At 63.4% G+C, this 14,625-nt stretch carries 12 protein-coding genes and 3 pseudogenes; 8 read left to right on the forward strand and 7 right to left on the reverse strand.

The window, feature by feature from the left end:
* From RND78_RS21525 to trxB, 4 genes and pseudogenes are all read right to left on the reverse strand, one after another.
* A pseudogene (locus tag RND78_RS21525) lies at positions 1-2,205 on the reverse strand (hypothetical protein); the annotation flags it as partial.
* Between the two features lie 11 nt (positions 2,206-2,216).
* On the reverse strand, positions 2,217-2,768 hold the full coding sequence (locus RND78_RS21530; protein WP_312731984.1) for a hypothetical protein: 552 nt from the start codon (positions 2,766-2,768) through the stop codon (positions 2,217-2,219).
* An 85-nt stretch (positions 2,769-2,853) separates the two neighbouring features.
* A pseudogene (locus RND78_RS21535) lies at positions 2,854-3,270 on the reverse strand (HlyD family efflux transporter periplasmic adaptor subunit); the annotation flags it as partial.
* 573 nt (positions 3,271-3,843) lie between these two features.
* The gene (trxB, locus tag RND78_RS21540; RefSeq protein ID WP_308709672.1) at positions 3,844-4,818 is read right to left on the reverse strand and encodes a thioredoxin-disulfide reductase; all 975 of its coding nucleotides are present in this window, start codon (positions 4,816-4,818) and stop codon (positions 3,844-3,846) included.
* Positions 4,819-5,119: 301 nt separating this feature from the next.
* Between trxB and cysZ the strand changes: the two genes are divergently transcribed.
* Positions 5,120-5,872 (forward strand): sulfate transporter CysZ, encoded by a 753-nt coding sequence (gene cysZ, locus RND78_RS21545; RefSeq protein ID WP_312731985.1) that lies wholly within the window; start codon positions 5,120-5,122, stop codon positions 5,870-5,872.
* Between the two features lie 370 nt (positions 5,873-6,242).
* Here the strand turns inward: cysZ and RND78_RS21550 are convergent, their stop codons facing one another.
* Positions 6,243-6,728, reverse strand: a complete 486-nt coding sequence (locus tag RND78_RS21550) for a peptidylprolyl isomerase (protein WP_059231121.1) — start codon at positions 6,726-6,728, stop codon at positions 6,243-6,245.
* 224 nt (positions 6,729-6,952) lie between these two features.
* On the opposite strand from RND78_RS21550, the gene RND78_RS21555 reads away from it, so the two are divergent.
* Positions 6,953-7,681, forward strand: coding sequence for a GNAT family N-acetyltransferase (locus RND78_RS21555; protein ID WP_312731986.1), 729 nt, complete (start codon positions 6,953-6,955; stop codon positions 7,679-7,681).
* Entirely contained in the window at positions 7,678-8,478 is an 801-nt protein-coding gene (locus tag RND78_RS21560; protein ID WP_312731988.1) for a lysophospholipid acyltransferase family protein, read from the forward strand. Before RND78_RS21555 ends, RND78_RS21560 begins: the two co-directional genes overlap by 4 nt.
* Here the strand turns inward: RND78_RS21560 and RND78_RS21565 are convergent.
* A complete protein-coding gene (locus RND78_RS21565; protein WP_312731989.1) occupies positions 8,418-9,008 on the reverse strand; it encodes an ACP phosphodiesterase in 591 nt (196 codons plus the stop codon). The genes RND78_RS21560 and RND78_RS21565 overlap by 61 nt on opposite strands.
* Positions 9,009-9,101: 93 nt before the next feature.
* Here RND78_RS21565 and RND78_RS21570 point away from each other — a divergent pair, with 93 nt between their 5' ends.
* From RND78_RS21570 to RND78_RS21580, 3 genes are all read left to right on the forward strand, one after another.
* On the forward strand, positions 9,102-10,061 hold the full coding sequence (locus RND78_RS21570; protein WP_312731990.1) for a 2-hydroxyacid dehydrogenase: 960 nt from the start codon (positions 9,102-9,104) through the stop codon (positions 10,059-10,061).
* 29 nt (positions 10,062-10,090) lie between these two features.
* Entirely contained in the window at positions 10,091-11,080 is a 990-nt protein-coding gene (locus RND78_RS21575; protein WP_312731991.1) for a class I SAM-dependent methyltransferase, read from the forward strand.
* A gap of 90 nt (positions 11,081-11,170) precedes the next feature.
* Positions 11,171-11,698, forward strand: coding sequence for an REP-associated tyrosine transposase (locus RND78_RS21580; protein ID WP_312731993.1), 528 nt, complete (start codon positions 11,171-11,173; stop codon positions 11,696-11,698).
* Between the two features lie 45 nt (positions 11,699-11,743).
* Here RND78_RS21580 and RND78_RS21585 read toward each other — a convergent pair whose 3' ends face one another.
* The gene (locus tag RND78_RS21585; protein ID WP_312731994.1) at positions 11,744-13,150 is read right to left on the reverse strand and encodes an L-cystine transporter; all 1,407 of its coding nucleotides are present in this window, start codon (positions 13,148-13,150) and stop codon (positions 11,744-11,746) included.
* Between the two features lie 219 nt (positions 13,151-13,369).
* Between RND78_RS21585 and RND78_RS21590 the strand changes: the two genes are divergently transcribed.
* Positions 13,370-13,699 carry a hypothetical protein gene (locus RND78_RS21590; protein WP_059231106.1) on the forward strand — a complete coding sequence of 110 codons (330 nt, stop codon included), beginning with the start codon at positions 13,370-13,372 and terminating at the stop codon, positions 13,697-13,699.
* A gap of 81 nt (positions 13,700-13,780) precedes the next feature.
* Positions 13,781-14,329, forward strand: a pseudogene (locus RND78_RS21595) (glutathione peroxidase).
* The last annotated feature ends 296 nt before the right edge of the window (positions 14,330-14,625 follow it).

Below are 14,625 nucleotides of genomic sequence, written 5' to 3' on the forward strand. Positions count from 1 at the left end.
GTTAACAGTGCCTCCTAAGAACAAACTATTAGCATCGAGCTTTCCTAGCCTGCCTTTAGCCAATTCCGAGCTAATAGCTTGCAAAGCTTCACCACTAAGCCCTGACACCCAAACGGACAACTTTTCCTGAATATGCTTATTAAAAGCTTCGCTCTCTATAACACCCTGAAGATCAAGACCATCAAACACAGCCTTTACCTTATCCGCCCGATATACGACCTCCAACATCGCACCAACTTGCGAATAATCAAAACTCAACCCATTTGCAGCCAACGCAACCTCCACCGCATCAAGGTAAGGTCTAAGCCGCGTCTGAAGTAGCAGCGAGTCATAGATCGAGTCCAATAGCTGGTCGTAGGCCCGATTAAGGAAGTCAGCCTGGGTCGAGTTCAGGGGGAGCTGCTTTTCGGTTATGACGATTTCGGACGCTATACCTCCCATACTACGCTGGGGAGCTACCGTATTGGAGAAATTCGCGCCCGCACTAAGCTTCACCGAACCATCAGAGCCTGTGTCAGGATTTGGGTCGGTGGACTGAAAGTTGTAGAAGCGTGTGCCATTGAAGACCTCAAGAATGGAGATCTTTTCCAGCAATGCCTTATGCGCCAACTGCTCGGCAGTAGGGCCTGATACCGTTTCTCCGTCACGTGCCATACCGGAATTATTAGGGCTTCCGCCGCCATTGCTACCGCCACCGACGCTATTTCGCTCTGCGAGTACCCAAGAATATTCGAAGTCAATATTCAGGTTACCTATCCTCGTTGACTCCAGGCGATCGAAGAGCCTATCAAAGCTCGCCGTATCGGCCCAGGCCGCAACGATCTGGCCAAGCATAGCTCGCTGTTCAGCACGGGTTTGCAAGACGGCATAGTGATTAAGCAGCTCCGCCAATTGGGGGCTGGCATTTGCCGCTTCGCGCAGATCGCGAACGGCACCCGAGCCTTGCATGTTTGGCAGTGTCTTGACTGTTTCGTCGAGTGCGATCTTATCGGTGAAGGTGCGATAGAAGGGATTAGCGGCGAGATCCAGGTTGCCTGCCAAGCTTTGGTTGCCATTGACCGTTCCACTATGGCCATCAGCGAAATCGAAACGGCCGGTCGCCGTGATGCGGTTGCCGTTGGAATCTATGTTGGTTTCTTTGGAAGCCAGGTGAATAGCAGCGATATTCAGGTCTTTGAGAGACTTGAGTTCACTGGCCTGGGCAACGCCATCCTGATTTTTATCCTGCCAGACACGTACCTCACCAAAGGCTTTGTCGTCCGCATTGAAGATGCCGTCAGCATTGTTGTCCAGATCACTCAGGGCGTCGAAACCATTGGTGGCTTTCTTGCCGTTGGCCTTGATGGTGTCGATCCCGAAAAGCTCTCCACCATTATCGATAGTGCCGTTGCCGTTTCGATCCAGAACCAGGAAACCATCATCACCTTTGACCCAGCCAGTACCCGTCTTGAGGCCATCGCCATCGAAGTCGAAAACTATGCCGGTGTTTGCAGAGACGGTTTCAATACCATCACCATCCAAATCTAACGAAAGAGGATCATAGCGCTGGACAAAATTCAGCGCCGTGTTAAAACTGCCATTAACTTCCTGATCGATGCCGTCACTTCCAAACCAGTAGTCAAATATTGACCGCCATCCAGGGAAACCTTTTTCAAAAACATCACCTGCGATAATAGAGGCGATGAGAGCAACTCCAATACCTACTGGCCCAGTCCCTACAATCGCGATCATTGCCGACCAGGCTGCCACACCAGCAAGCATTCCTACTAGAGTTGCAGATGCTCCATCAACATCACCTTTGGAATACTTCTCATAAGCACCAGCAGCGGTATACAAGTCTCCCGCCGTTCCAGCCATATTACCAAGCCCTTTCAAAACAGCGGCGTCCACTCTGGCATTAAAAGCTTCTGCCGATTCGGCCCCATAATGACTTGCCATATCAGCATAGGCATTAGCCATACCTTGATAAAGATTTGCCTTCTGCGCATCCCCCTCTAAAGCCGCTTTATTTGAGTAACTCTGAGCGACACCCTTTATATCCTGCAACGACTGTAGCCTTTGCTCTGCCAGAGACGTGTAAAACTGCTCCTTCGTCATTGCCGCACGATTTAAATACTCGCTAGCCAGCTTTGACGCAACCGCCACCGCCTTATCTTGCACCTCAGAGTTGAAATTATTAGCTTCAGCCTTGTAATCCTGACTCATGACAACTCCTTTTATCGAATGAAAATATAGCCAAGAATAGTTTTCAATGCCGTTGCTAGAAAATATGCCTCCACCACAAGCAAGCTAGCAAATGAAATTGAAAGACCTCCATCAGTATGAATTATAAAAGCTATAATCCTTGAGAACTTTCCATCACCTACCGGAAGGACAAATGAAACACAAATCGCACCAGCAATAATCATAGCTAAAAAGGCGCACGACGCAATAAGAAGCAACACATTCAATATGGCATTGGATTTCAGATATTTATCTTGAACCACCGAAAAAGGAATCGTATATAAAAAAACAAGAAACCCAAAAATGGAAATTACAGTCGCAACCCAAAGCAAAATGATAGACCTATCAGAGTTCACTCTACCCTCTGACACAACCATCAACTGCCAAAAGAACCCACCAAGATTACGTGAAATATCGCGCAAGTTATCTGCCCACGACGGATCGAAGTTTTGCAGCGACATCAAAACAAGGAAAACCAATGACGAAAAAAAAAGCGCGTAAAACCTTCCAACCGAGAGATCTATAAAACCAGGCCTTCCTTTCATTTACATCCTCTAGCCCTTAACCATTATTAAACCCGCACCCAGCAAGCCCCTAGCACTCTTACCAAGCAAATTTTAAACACCTGTTTTAAGAGCCCCGGCGGTGATCGGTCTTCACTTCCACTGTTACCACCATGCCGGGTGACAGCTTGATGTACTAGCCGTTGATGTTCAGGTGGTCACTGTCCAGGCGGATCTCGCTGCTATAGATCAGGCCGCACTTTTTCGTCTTCGATAGCGACACACTGACCACGGTGCCGTCCAAAGTGCCGTACTTGGTGTAGGCGAAGGTCTCGACCTTGACCGTGACCGATTGCCGCGGATGCACGAAGCCGATGTCCTGGTTTTCCAGCATTGCCTCCACTTCCACCGGTTGGTCCTGGGGCACGATGACCATCAAGGGCTGCTCCGGGGTAACCACGCCGCCCACGGTATGGATGGCCAGCTGCTGGACGGTGCCGTCCACCGGGGCTTCGAGGGTGGTGAGGTCTTCCTGGTAGTGGGCCTGCTTCAGGAGGCGGAGCGGGATCCGGCCGATCTGGGCGATGATGATCACCGTGCTGGGCTGGCAGACGACTGCATGTTCAGCTGAACGATGCATTCGTATTCGAGGGCGCTGGAGGTTTCGTCGAAGATGAGGATGCACGGGTGCCCATAAGCGCGCGGGCGGTGCCGATGCGTTAGCGCTGGCCACCGGAGGGAGAGGCGCCGTGCTAGTCCACGAGGATATCGTAGCCTTCGGGCAAAAAAGATGCCCACGTCCTTGTTCGCTCATCTTGAAGTCCGTGCAAAGGTAGTCGAGTCATTTACCTAGGGGCGCGATGAGTAGTTGGGAGTGGGACTCAGCGGGCCTTATTCAAGAAGACTAGCCTTGCGACGACGAGCTTTTCTAGCGCGCTACATGCTTTGAAACATAACGAATGAGAGTGGATCCGCTCTAGCTCAGGATTTTCGGCAGGATATCTCGGCTCAACACGTAGGCAGGATCAAGAGAGCCCGGCCATATCTTCTCCTCGCAGGAAGACCCCAGAAAAGAAAAACCCGGCAGGTGCCGGGTTTTTCTTTTTTGCGAAGGGCCTTAGAGCACCTGCAGATCGCCCAGGCCATCCAGGTAGCGCTCGGCGTCCAGCGCGGCCATGCAGCCGGCGCCAGCCGAGGTGATGGCCTGGCGGTAAGTGTGGTCGGCCACGTCGCCGGCAGCGAACACGCCCGGCACGTTGGTGGCAGTAGCGTTGGCCTCGCGACCGCCCTTGACCACCAGGTAGCCGTCGTGGGTCTCCAGTTGGCCTTCGAACAGCCCAGTGTTGGGCGTATGGCCGATGGCGACGAACAGGCCGGCCACCTGCAGCTCTTCGGTGCTGCCGTCGTTGTTCTTGATGCGCACGCCGGTGACGCCCATGTTGTCGCCCAGCACCTCGTCGACGCTGGCGTTGAGCTTGAGTGCCATCTTGCCTTCGGCGACCCGGGCGCGCAGCTTGTCCTGCAGGATCTTCTCGGCGCGGAAGGTCTCGCGGCGGTGGATCAGGGTCACCTTGCTGGCGATGTTGGCCAGGTACAGGGCTTCCTCGACCGCGGTGTTGCCGCCGCCGACCACCGCCACCTCACGATTGCGATAGAAGAAGCCGTCGCAGGTGGCGCAGGCGGACACGCCCTTGCCCATGAAGGCCTCTTCGCTGGCCAGGCCCAGGTAACGGGCGCTGGCACCGGTGGCGATGATCAGGGCATCGCAGGTATAGGTGGCGCTGTCACCCTTGAGGGTGTAGGGCTTGCCACCGAAGTCCACGGCGTTGATGTGGTCGAAGACGATCTCGGTCTCGAAGCGCTCGGCGTGCTCGCGCATCCGCTCCATCAGCGCCGGACCGGTCAGGTCATGGGGGTCGCCCGGCCAGTTGTCGACCTCGGTGGTGGTGGTCAGCTGGCCGCCCATCTGCATGCCGGTGATCAGCAGCGGCTTGAGGTTGGCACGGGCGGCATAGACCGCCGCCGTGTAACCGGCCGGACCGGAACCGAGGATGATGAGACGCGAATGGCGCGAGTTGCTGGCTTCAGACATGACATTCTCCCTGCCGGGGTCTCCGGCAGACCTAAGAGTGAAGGGGCCAGCGCGCCGCTCGGGCACGCCGGCCGGTGTTCGTGCGGAGCCGTTCCGCAGCGCCAACCGCTCCTGGCGATGGCGCGACCGGCGCCGTCCGTGACGGGCGCCGGGTCCTGGGATGGTACTCAGCCTAACGGGAGCGACCGCTCCACAGAAGCGACCATTCTAAATCCAGACCATAGGGCGCGCCTATGTCGATCGCTTCGCCAATGGAGCCCTGAGGTAAGCTGTGCATTCCCGCCACTCGTCAGGAATCTTCATGGCTGTCGCTCCCCTGTCCGGCTCCGCCTATTTCGCCGAAGGCCTGCGCCTGGTGACCCGCCCCGGCATGCGCCGCTTCGTGGTCATCCCGCTGACCATCAATCTGCTGCTCTACGCTGCCATCCTCACCTTCGCCGTCCGCCAATTCGGCGGCTGGATGACGCAACTGATGCCGACCCTGCCGGCCTGGGCCGGCTTCGTCGAGTGGCTGCTCTGGCCGCTGTTCGTCGTCCTGCTGCTGGCGATCATCTTCTTCACCTTCACCCTGCTGGCCAACCTGGTGGCAGCGCCGTTCAACGGCTTCCTGTCGGAAAAGATCGAGGTCATGGTGCGCGGCCAGGACGACTTTCCGCCCTTCAGTCTCACCGAACTGGTGACCATGGTGCCCCGTACCCTGCAGCGCGAGCTGCGCAAGCTGGGCTACTACCTGCCGCGCGCCCTGGGCCTGCTGGTGCTGACCTTCATCCCCGGCCTCAACCTGATCGCCGCGCCGCTGTGGATCCTGTTCGGCGTCTGGATGATGGCGGTGCAGTACATCGACCTGCCCGCCGACAACCACAAGCTGGATTTCCGCAGCATGCTCGCCTGGCTGCGTACCCGCCGCCTGCGCTGCCTGGGCTTCGGTGGGGTGACCTACCTGGCACTGCTGGTACCCGGCCTGAACGCCCTGTTCATGCCCGCCGCGGTAGCCGGCGCGACGCTGTTCTGGGTCCGCGAGGAAGGCAACCAGGCGCTGGTGGTGCGCCCGTGAGGCGGCCCGCCCGGTAAGGTGGAAAACCGCGTGGCGTTTTCCACGCGAGCACCCTGCCGCCGTGGATGAGGCTGCGCCGTCATCCACGCTACGCCGCGGCTCTATCCCTTTCCTCGTGGAGAGGGTTGGGATGAGGGGCGCCACTAGGTTGCAGCCCGGTAGGGTGGAAAACCGCGCAGCGCTTTCCACGCGAGCACCCTGCCTCTGTCGATGAGGCTGCGCCGTCATCCACCCTACGCCGCTGCTCTACCCTTCTCCCCCGGGGAGAGGGTTGGGGTGAGGGGCACCCGCCAGGTTGCAGACGTCAGAAACCACAACGCCCGCGCCGGCATGACCGGACGCGGGCGTCGCGAGGAGCCTGGAGTCAGGCTTAGTGGTGGTGACCACCCTCGCCATGGATGTGACCATGGGCGATCTCTTCGTCGCTGGCGGCACGCACGTTGACGACCTTGACGGCGAAGTTCAGGCGCTGGCCGGCCAGGGGATGGTTGCCGTCGACGGTGACCTGGTCGCCCTCGATGTCACGCACGGTGACGATCTGCATGGCGCCGTCCGGGCCGGACGCATGGAACTGCATGCCCACTTCCAGTTCGTCCACGCCTTCGAACATCTCGCGGCCCAGGGTAGCGACCAGCTCGGGGCTGTATTCGCCGTAGGCGTCTTCCGGCTCGATGGCTACCTTCAGCTCGTCGCCAGCCTCTTTGCCGGACAGAGCACGCTCGAGACCCGGGATGATGTTGCCCGCGCCCTGCAGGTAAACCAGCGGAGCACCACCAGCGGAGCTGTCGATGACTTCGCCGGCGTCGTTGGTCAGGGTGTAGTCGATGGATACCGCCGTGTTCGCCGCGATCTGCATGGCCAGAACCTTCATGCTGGAAAAAAATAGGATGACGCATCAGTCTACGCGTCCAACCTGGCAATTGCGAATGCGTTCGGTCAGCCCAGTGGCGCATTGAGGTATCCGGACGGCGCCCCGGCAATGGTCGACGACCGCTCGTCACGTAATCGCCATGACCGCTTCACGGGGCTGTCATGGGGGCTACCTAGGGTTTGCTGCACAACCGTTGCAGGAGCCCTGCCATGCCGCTTCCAGTGTCCGCACCGCCCGCGCTTCGCGCCGAACGCCTGTCGACCACCGCGGACATCCGCGCCGCCCAGTGCCTGCGGGCCTCGGTCTTCGGCAGTACCTACGGCGTCCATTTCGCCGACGGCCTCGACCAGGACGCCTTCGATGCCCACTGCCTGCACCTGGGTGTGCGCGACCTGCGCAGCGGCGAGCTGATCGCCACCACGCGCCTGCTCGATGGCCGCCGCCGGGCGCAGGTCGGCAGTCTCTACAGCGAAAGCGAATTCCAGCTGGAGGGCCTCGATGAGCTGCAGGGGCCGATCCTGGAGATCGGGCGGACCTGCGTCGCCAACGGTCATCGTACCGGTGCGGCCATCGCCCTGCTCTGGGCCGAACTGGCCGAGATCATGGACAGTGGCGGCTATCGCTACCTGATGGGTTGCGCCAGCGTGCCCATGGCCGACGGCGGCTTGCAGGCCGCCGCGCTGCTGCGCCACGCCGCCCGAGACGAGCGCAGCCCGGCGATCCGCGCCACGCCGCGGCGCCCGCTGCCCTTCGTCGCCGTGCCGGACAACCTGGTGGTGCAATTGCCGCCCCTGCTCAAGGCCTATCTGCGGCTGGGCGCCCAGGTCTGCGGCGCGCCCTGCTGGGACCCGGAGTTCGGCGTGGCCGACGTCTTCATCCTGCTGCACCGCGAAGACCTCTGCCCCCGCTACGCCCGCCACTTCAAGGCCGCGGTATGAGCCGACTGCGCCTCGGCCTGCGGCTGCTGCCGGTGCTCGCCACGCTATTGCTCGGCGCGCTGCTCGCCCTGGGCGTGACGCTGGCGACGACGCTCAGCCGCCGCCCCTGCCTGGGGTTGCGTCAGCGGCTGACCCGACGCTTCTTCCAGGTGCTGGCCCGGGCCCTGCGCCTGCGCCTGGAGGTGCGGGGCGCACCGCCCGTCGGCACCCATCTCTGGCTGGCCAACCACGTCTCCTGGCTCGACATCATCGGGATCGGCAGCCTGCAGCCGCTGAGCTTCCTGTCCAAGGCGGAGGTGGCGGCCTGGCCCTTCGCCGGCTGGCTGACCCGCCAGGCCGGCACCCTGTTCATCCAGCGCGGCGCCGAACGCGGCGAGGTGCTGGGCGACGCCCTGACGGCGCGCCTGACCCAGGGATTCTCGCTGGTGCTCTTCCCCGAGGGCACCACCACCGATGGCAGCCAGCTCAAGACCTTCCACGGCCGGCTGCTGAGTCCGGCCATCGCCACCGGCACCCCGCTGCAGCCGGTGGCCCTGAGCTACTGGCGCGACGGCGGGCCCGACCGGGGGGCGGCCTTCATCGGCGACGACGATCTGGTCAGCCACCTGCGCCGGTTGCTGGAACGCGGCGGGACCACCCTCCGGATCGAATTGCTGCCGCCGCTGCCGTCCGGCGGCCAAGCCCGCCAGGTCCTGGCCGGCCAGTGCCAGGCGGCCATCGCCGCGCGCCTGGGGATTCAGCCGGTGAGCCGCGCCGCGGCCCGCTCGGCGGCGGCGAAGGCCTGCAGCTGCGGATAGAAGCGGCGAAAATCCTCTTCCAGGCCGTCGTAGGCGCCGGCCAGTTCGGCGAAGGCCCCGGCCAGCAACCCAGGGCGTGACAGCCGCCGTGCCATGCCTTCCACCACTCGCTCCAGCACGGCGAAATCCGTATAGCTGCCGAGCCAATCCTGTTGCGCCATGAGCGGGGCGATGCGCGCCAGTCGCGGTGGCAGCGTCGGCTCCTCGAGCAAGGTTCTATAGCAGTCGGCGGTGAAGCGGGGCAGGGCCTGGTCGGCATAGTCGTGCCAGTGCCGGGCCAGGCAGTGATCGAAGAAGACGTCCACCAGCAGCCCGGCCACCCGCCGCCGCGCCGCAGGCAGGCGGGTCTTGGCCTGGATCACCAGGGGATGGTCGTCGGTGTAGACGTCGATGCGCCGGTGCAGGCGGATGCCGGCGGCGATGCCGGTCGGCCAGGTATCCGGCGAGCCCTTGACGAAATCGCCATAGAGGCTGCCGAGTCGGTCTTCGCGGCCAGGGCCGCCCAGGTGCAGATGCGCGAGGTAATTCATCCGCCCAGCATACTCCAGCCGCCTCCTTCCGGTTTTCCTGGATGACGCCTGGCTGCTAGGCTCGAACTCCCTTCCTCTCTCGCTGGAGTCGTCATGCCCGTTCGCGCCGTGTTCCTCGACTATGCCTCCCTCGACCTGGGCGATCTGGACCCGGCGCCGCTCCGCGCGGTGTTCGACGAGCTGGAACTGCATCCCGCCACCGCGCAGGGGGACGTCGCCACCCGCCTGGCAGGAGCCCAGGTCGCCATCGTCAACAAGGTGATGCTGGATGCCGCCACCCTGGCCGCCTGCCCGGATCTGAAACTGGTGCTGGTCAGTGCCACCGGCACCAACAACGTCGATCTGGACGCCGCCCGCGCCCAGGGCGTGCGCGTCTGCAATTGCCAGGGCTACGGCACCGCCTCGGTGGCCCAGCACACCCTGGCCCTGCTGCTGGCGCTGGCCACCCGGCTGCCGGACTACCAGGCGGACGTCCGCGCCGGACGCTGGCAGACCGCCCAGCAGTTCTGCCTGCTGGACCATCCCATCGTCGAACTGGAGGGCAAGACCCTCGGCCTGCTGGGCCTCGGCGAACTGGGCAGCGCGGTCAAGCGCCTGGCCGAAGCCTTCGGCATGCAGACCCTGGTGGGGCAACTGCCCGGTCGCCCGGCGCGCCCTGGCAGCCTGCCGCTGGCCGAGCTGCTGCCCCAGGTGGATGCCCTCACCCTGCACTGCCCGCTCACCGAGCAGACCCGCGGCCTGCTCGGTGCTGCGGAACTGGCGGCGATGAAGCCCACGGCCTTCCTGGTCAACACCGCCCGTGGCGGCATCGTCGACGAGCAGGCGCTGGCCGACTGCCTGAGACGCGGCCACCTGGCCGGCGCCGCCACCGACGTGCTCAGCGTGGAGCCCCCGCGCGATGGCAATCCACTCCTGACCGGCGACATTCCGCGGCTGATCGTCACCCCGCACAACGCCTGGGGCAGCCGCGAAGCCCGCCAGCGCATCATCGGCCAGCTGGCCGACAATGCCCGCGGCCATCTCGCCGGCACGCCGCAGCGGGTGGTCTGCTAAAGTTCGCGCTTTTTTCGCCAGGTAGTGCCATGGATCCGCGTAGCGAAGTCCTTCTCCGTCACCCCGAACGTTTCGGCGGCGCCTTGCTGCTCGCCGGCCTGCCCGCCGACGAGCTGCTCGGCGTCCTGCCCGCGGCCCACGGCTGGAGCTGGCACGCGGGCGAGGCGGAACACCTGGCGGCGCGCTATCCGGGACGCTGCGCCTTCGGCATCGAACCACCCACGGGCGAAGTCGCTGATGCAGTGCTGTTCCTGCCCAAGTCGCGGGAGGCCACCGATTTCCTGCTCACCGTCCTGAGCCACCGACTACCCGCCAACGGCAACCTCTATCTGGTGGGTGAAAAGAAGGCCGGCATCGAGCGCGCCGCGCGCCAACTGGGCGCCTTCGGCAGCGCCAGCAAGCTCGACAGCGCCCGCCATTGCCAGCTGTGGGTGGTGCAGGGGCCGCGCCCCTCCGCCGATCCCCGCCCGGATGCCTGGCTACAACGCCAGCAGTTGGCGGAGCTGGAGGTCGTCAGCCTGCCGGGCGTCTTCAGCCATGGCCGGCTGGACGTAGGCACCGCACTGCTGCTGGAACACCTCGATGGCCTGCCCAAGGGTGCGGTGCTGGACTTCGGCTGCGGCGCCGGCGTGATCGGCGCCACTTTGGCGCGACGCTATCCCGCCAGCACCTTGCACCTGCTCGACGTCGACGCCTTCGCCGTCGCCAGCAGTCGCCAGACCCTGGCCGCCAACGGCCTGGCGGGTACGGTGAGTGCCGGCGACGGCATCGCCGCCGCCCCCACCGGCCTGGCCGCCATCGTCAGCAATCCGCCCTTTCACAGCGGCGTGAAGACCGACTACCGCACCACCGAGACCCTGCTGGCCGAGGCGGTGCGCCACCTGCGCCCGGGCGGCGAGCTGCGTCTGGTGGCCAACAGCTTCCTGCGCTATCCGCCACTGATCGAGGCCGCCTTCGGCAATTGCCGCACCCTGGCCGAGCGCGACGGCTTCAAGGTCTACAGCGCAAGGCGGCGCTAGCCAAACCCGCTCCACCCGACCGCCGCCAATCTGGAGCGCCCCAAGCGAAGGCTCTAGACTAGGGTTTTCGACTCACCATGGATGGTGACCATGAATCCTCGACGCAGCCTCGCCGCGGGCGGCAGCTTTTTCTTCACGCTCCATCTCAACGACCCGGCCACTACCCTGCTCACCGATCACATCGGCCTGTTGCGCTCAGCGATACGCCAGGTGAAGGCCGTTCACCCCTTCGAGATCCTCGGCATGGTGGTGCTGCCCGATCACCTGCATGCGCTCTGGCGCCTGCCGGCGGATGACGGGGACTATCCACTGCGCTGGAACCTGATCAAGGTGGGCTTCTCCAGCCAACTGCCGCCACTGACGACGGTCCGGCTGTCACGCCGCCTCAAGCGCGAGCGCGGTCTCTGGCAGCGACGCTACTGGGCGCAACCCATGCGTGACGAACACGACCTGCAGCGGCATCTGGACTACATCCACCGCAATCCGGTGCGGCATGGCCATGCGCGGCATCCGCTGGAATGGCCCTACTCCTCCATCCATCGCCTGGTGCGCGCTGGCGTACTGCCGGCGGACTGGACGGGCCAGGACGATGGCGACTGGGCAGTGGGCGAACGCTGAACGGCAGGCGGCGCTGAGTGCAACGTCGCCCGCTTGAGCGCTACCTCAACCGCGACCTAGCGGCGCCGCCGGTGCTTCTGCGCGGTCGTCGCGGTCGTAGGCGACCTTGTCCAACTGGCCCATCCAGCGTGCGGTCAGGGTGCCGGCGGTCATGGCGCCGTTGACGTTGAGCGCGGTACGGCCCATGTCGATCAGGGGTTCGATGGACACCAGCAGGGCGACCAGGGTCACCGGCAGGCCCAGGGCCGGCAACACGATCAGGGCGGCGAAGGTGGCGCCGCCGCCCACGCCGGCCACACCCGCCGAACTCAGGGTGACGATCCCCACCAGGGTGGCGATCCACAGCGGATCGAAGGGATCGATGCCCAGGGTGGGCGCGACCATCACCGCCAGCATGGCGGGATAGAGCCCGGCGCAGCCGTTCTGGCCAATGGTGGCACCGAAGGAGGCGGCGAAGCTGGCGATGGCCGGCGGTACGCCGAGGCGTTCGGTCTGCGCCTCGATGTTCAGCGGAATGGTCGCCGCACTGGAGCGGCTGGTGAAGGCGAAGCTCAGCACCGGCCAGACCTTGGGAAAGAAGCGCGCCGGCGACAGGCCGCTCAGGGTCAGCAGCAGCGCATGCACGCCGAAGAGGATGGCCAGGCCCAGGTAGGAGGCGATCAGGAAGGTGCCCAGCTTGAGCACGTCCTGGGGGCTGGCGGTGGCGACCATCTTGGTCATCAGCGCCAGCACGCCATAGGGCGTGAGTTGCAGCAGCAGCCGCACCAGCTTCATCACCCAGGCCTGGAGCACGTCGATGCCGGCCAGCACCTTCTCGCCGCGTACCGGATCGTCGCGCTGCAGGCGCAGGGCGGCGACGCCAAGGAAGGCGGCGAAGATCACCACGCTGATGATGGAGGTGGGGTTGGCGCCGGAAAGATCGGCGAAGGGATTCTTCGGAATGAAGGACAGCAGCAGCTGCGGCACCGACAGGTCCGCCACCTTGCCGACGTAGCTGTTCTGCAGGGCGGCCAGGCGCGCCGTCTCCTGGGCGCCCTGCACCAGGCCCTCGGCGCTCAGGCCGAACAGCCAGGTGACCAGTACCCCGACCAGGGCGGCGATGGCGGTGGTGAACAGCAGGGTGCCCAGGGTCAGCAGGCTGATCCGCCCCATGGACGAGGCCTCGCGCAGCCGCGCCACGGCGGCGAGGATGGAGGCGAATACCAGCGGCATGATGCTCATCTGCAGCAGCTGCACATAGCCGTTGCCGACCAGGTTGAACCAGCCGATGGAGGTCTTGAGCACCGGGGCGTCATGGCCATGGACGAGCTGCAGTACCAGGCCGAAGGCCACGCCCAGGGCGAGGCCGATGAAGACGCGCACGGCCAGGCTCCAGCCGGTGTGGCGCGTGCGCGCCAACAGGCCGAGCAGCACGGCGAAGGCGACGAGATTGAGGGCGAGAGGCAGATTCACACGAGGTCTCCGTAACGGCGCCCGGCGCGCCGCCGGACGAAAGGCGGGCGATGGTAGCAGCTCGGATCGTCCAGGCTTAGATCGAGGTGCTATCACCTGATAACGAGAGGAGCGGTCCCATCGCTGGAATGAACGGCGCTCACCCGCGGCCTAGCGCTGCTAGAGTGCGGGCGGCCGGGAAACGAAGCCCGGCACTGCCAACCAGAAAAGGATCACTCCATGCAACGTTTCGCCAAGCTCGCCGCCTCCTTCGCCCTCGCCGCCGCTGTCGCCGGCTGCACCGGTACCGCGATGAAGACGCAGAATCTGGACCCGTCGCAATACACCGTCATCGGCCACGGCGAAGGCAAGGCCACCGGCATCATGGTGCTGGGCTTCATCCCGGTGCAGCAGAACAACCGCTTCATCCGCGCCCAGCAGGCGGCCATCCAGTCCCGCGGTGGCGATGCCCTGATCAACACCCAGGTGCAGGAAAACTGGTTCTGGGCCTACGTCCTGAGCGGCTTCACCACCACCGTTTCCGGCGACGTGGTCAAGCTCAAGCGCTGAGCCCCGCCCGACCGACAGGCGCCGCCCACCGAGGCGGCGCTTTTGCGCTAGGCTGGCTGCTTCTCCCCGAGGAAGCCGACCATGACCGCGACCCTGATGAAAATCCCCCTGCAATCCATCGACGGCGAAACCCTGACCCTGGAACGCTACCTGGGCAAGGTGCTGCTGGTGGTGAACGTCGCCTCCAAGTGCGGCCTGACCAGCCAGTACGAAGGCCTGGAACGCCTCTACGAAGCCTAGCGTGAGCGCGGCCTGGAAGTGCTCGGCTTTCCCGCCAACGACTTCAAGCAGCAGGAGCCCGGCAGCGACGCCGAGATCAAGGAATTCTGCACCCTCAATTACGGCGTGCAATTTCCGCTGTTCACCAAGCTCAGCGTGGTGGGTGAAGACAAGCATCCGCTCTACAACGAACTGACCCGCGCCCAGCCCGAAGCCACCGGCGACGGCCCCTTCCGCGAGCGCATCCTCAGCCGTGGCGGCACCCCCAGTCCCAAGCCCGAGGTGCTGTGGAATTTCGAGAAATTCCTGATTGGGCGTCATGGGGAGGTGGTGGGTCGTTTCGCGCCGGATGTGACGGCGGATGATCCGCGACTTCTGGAAGCCATCGAAGTGGAGTTGGGGAAGGGGTGAGGGGCTAGCATTGGTAGGTTGGGTTGAGCGGGAGCGAAGCCCAACAATACGTAGCCATTACCATTGCCATGGCCTGGTGCACTAGCTGGTTATAGAGTTTTCTGATGTTTCTTGTTTCGCCCACCCGGGCGACTCACTTTTTTCAGTCGCGAAAAAAGTAAGCAAAAACGCTTGCCCCATCATCCGGCCTTCCGCTTCGCTCCAGGTGATTCGCTTCGCTCACCCTTCGGGCCAGCCTACGGCTGTTACTCCGCTTCGCTACGTTTCGCTCACGCCAGCGCCGTTCCGGGGTCGGT

Source organism: Pseudomonas oryzihabitans (genome assembly GCF_032027545.1).
GTDB lineage: Bacteria > Pseudomonadota > Gammaproteobacteria > Pseudomonadales > Pseudomonadaceae > Chryseomonas > Chryseomonas oryzihabitans_F.

Excerpts from the sequence above, each read along its gene's own strand:
- RND78_RS21530 (WP_312731984.1), bottom strand. The coding sequence starts at position 2,768 with ATGAAAGGAAGGCCTGGTTTTATAGATCTCTCGGTTGGAAGGTTTTAC.
- trxB (WP_308709672.1), bottom strand. The coding sequence starts at position 4,818 with ATGTCTGAAGCCAGCAACTCGCGCCATTCGCGTCTCATCATCCTCGGT.
- cysZ (WP_312731985.1), top strand. The coding sequence starts at position 5,120 with ATGGCTGTCGCTCCCCTGTCCGGCTCCGCCTATTTCGCCGAAGGCCTG.
- RND78_RS21550 (WP_059231121.1), bottom strand. The coding sequence starts at position 6,728 with ATGCAGATCGCGGCGAACACGGCGGTATCCATCGACTACACCCTGACC.
- RND78_RS21555 (WP_312731986.1), top strand. The coding sequence starts at position 6,953 with ATGCCGCTTCCAGTGTCCGCACCGCCCGCGCTTCGCGCCGAACGCCTG.
- RND78_RS21560 (WP_312731988.1), top strand. The coding sequence starts at position 7,678 with ATGAGCCGACTGCGCCTCGGCCTGCGGCTGCTGCCGGTGCTCGCCACG.
- RND78_RS21565 (WP_312731989.1), bottom strand. The coding sequence starts at position 9,008 with ATGAATTACCTCGCGCATCTGCACCTGGGCGGCCCTGGCCGCGAAGAC.
- RND78_RS21570 (WP_312731990.1), top strand. The coding sequence starts at position 9,102 with ATGCCCGTTCGCGCCGTGTTCCTCGACTATGCCTCCCTCGACCTGGGC.
- RND78_RS21575 (WP_312731991.1), top strand. The coding sequence starts at position 10,091 with ATGGATCCGCGTAGCGAAGTCCTTCTCCGTCACCCCGAACGTTTCGGC.
- RND78_RS21580 (WP_312731993.1), top strand. The coding sequence starts at position 11,171 with ATGAATCCTCGACGCAGCCTCGCCGCGGGCGGCAGCTTTTTCTTCACG.
- RND78_RS21590 (WP_059231106.1), top strand. The coding sequence starts at position 13,370 with ATGCAACGTTTCGCCAAGCTCGCCGCCTCCTTCGCCCTCGCCGCCGCT.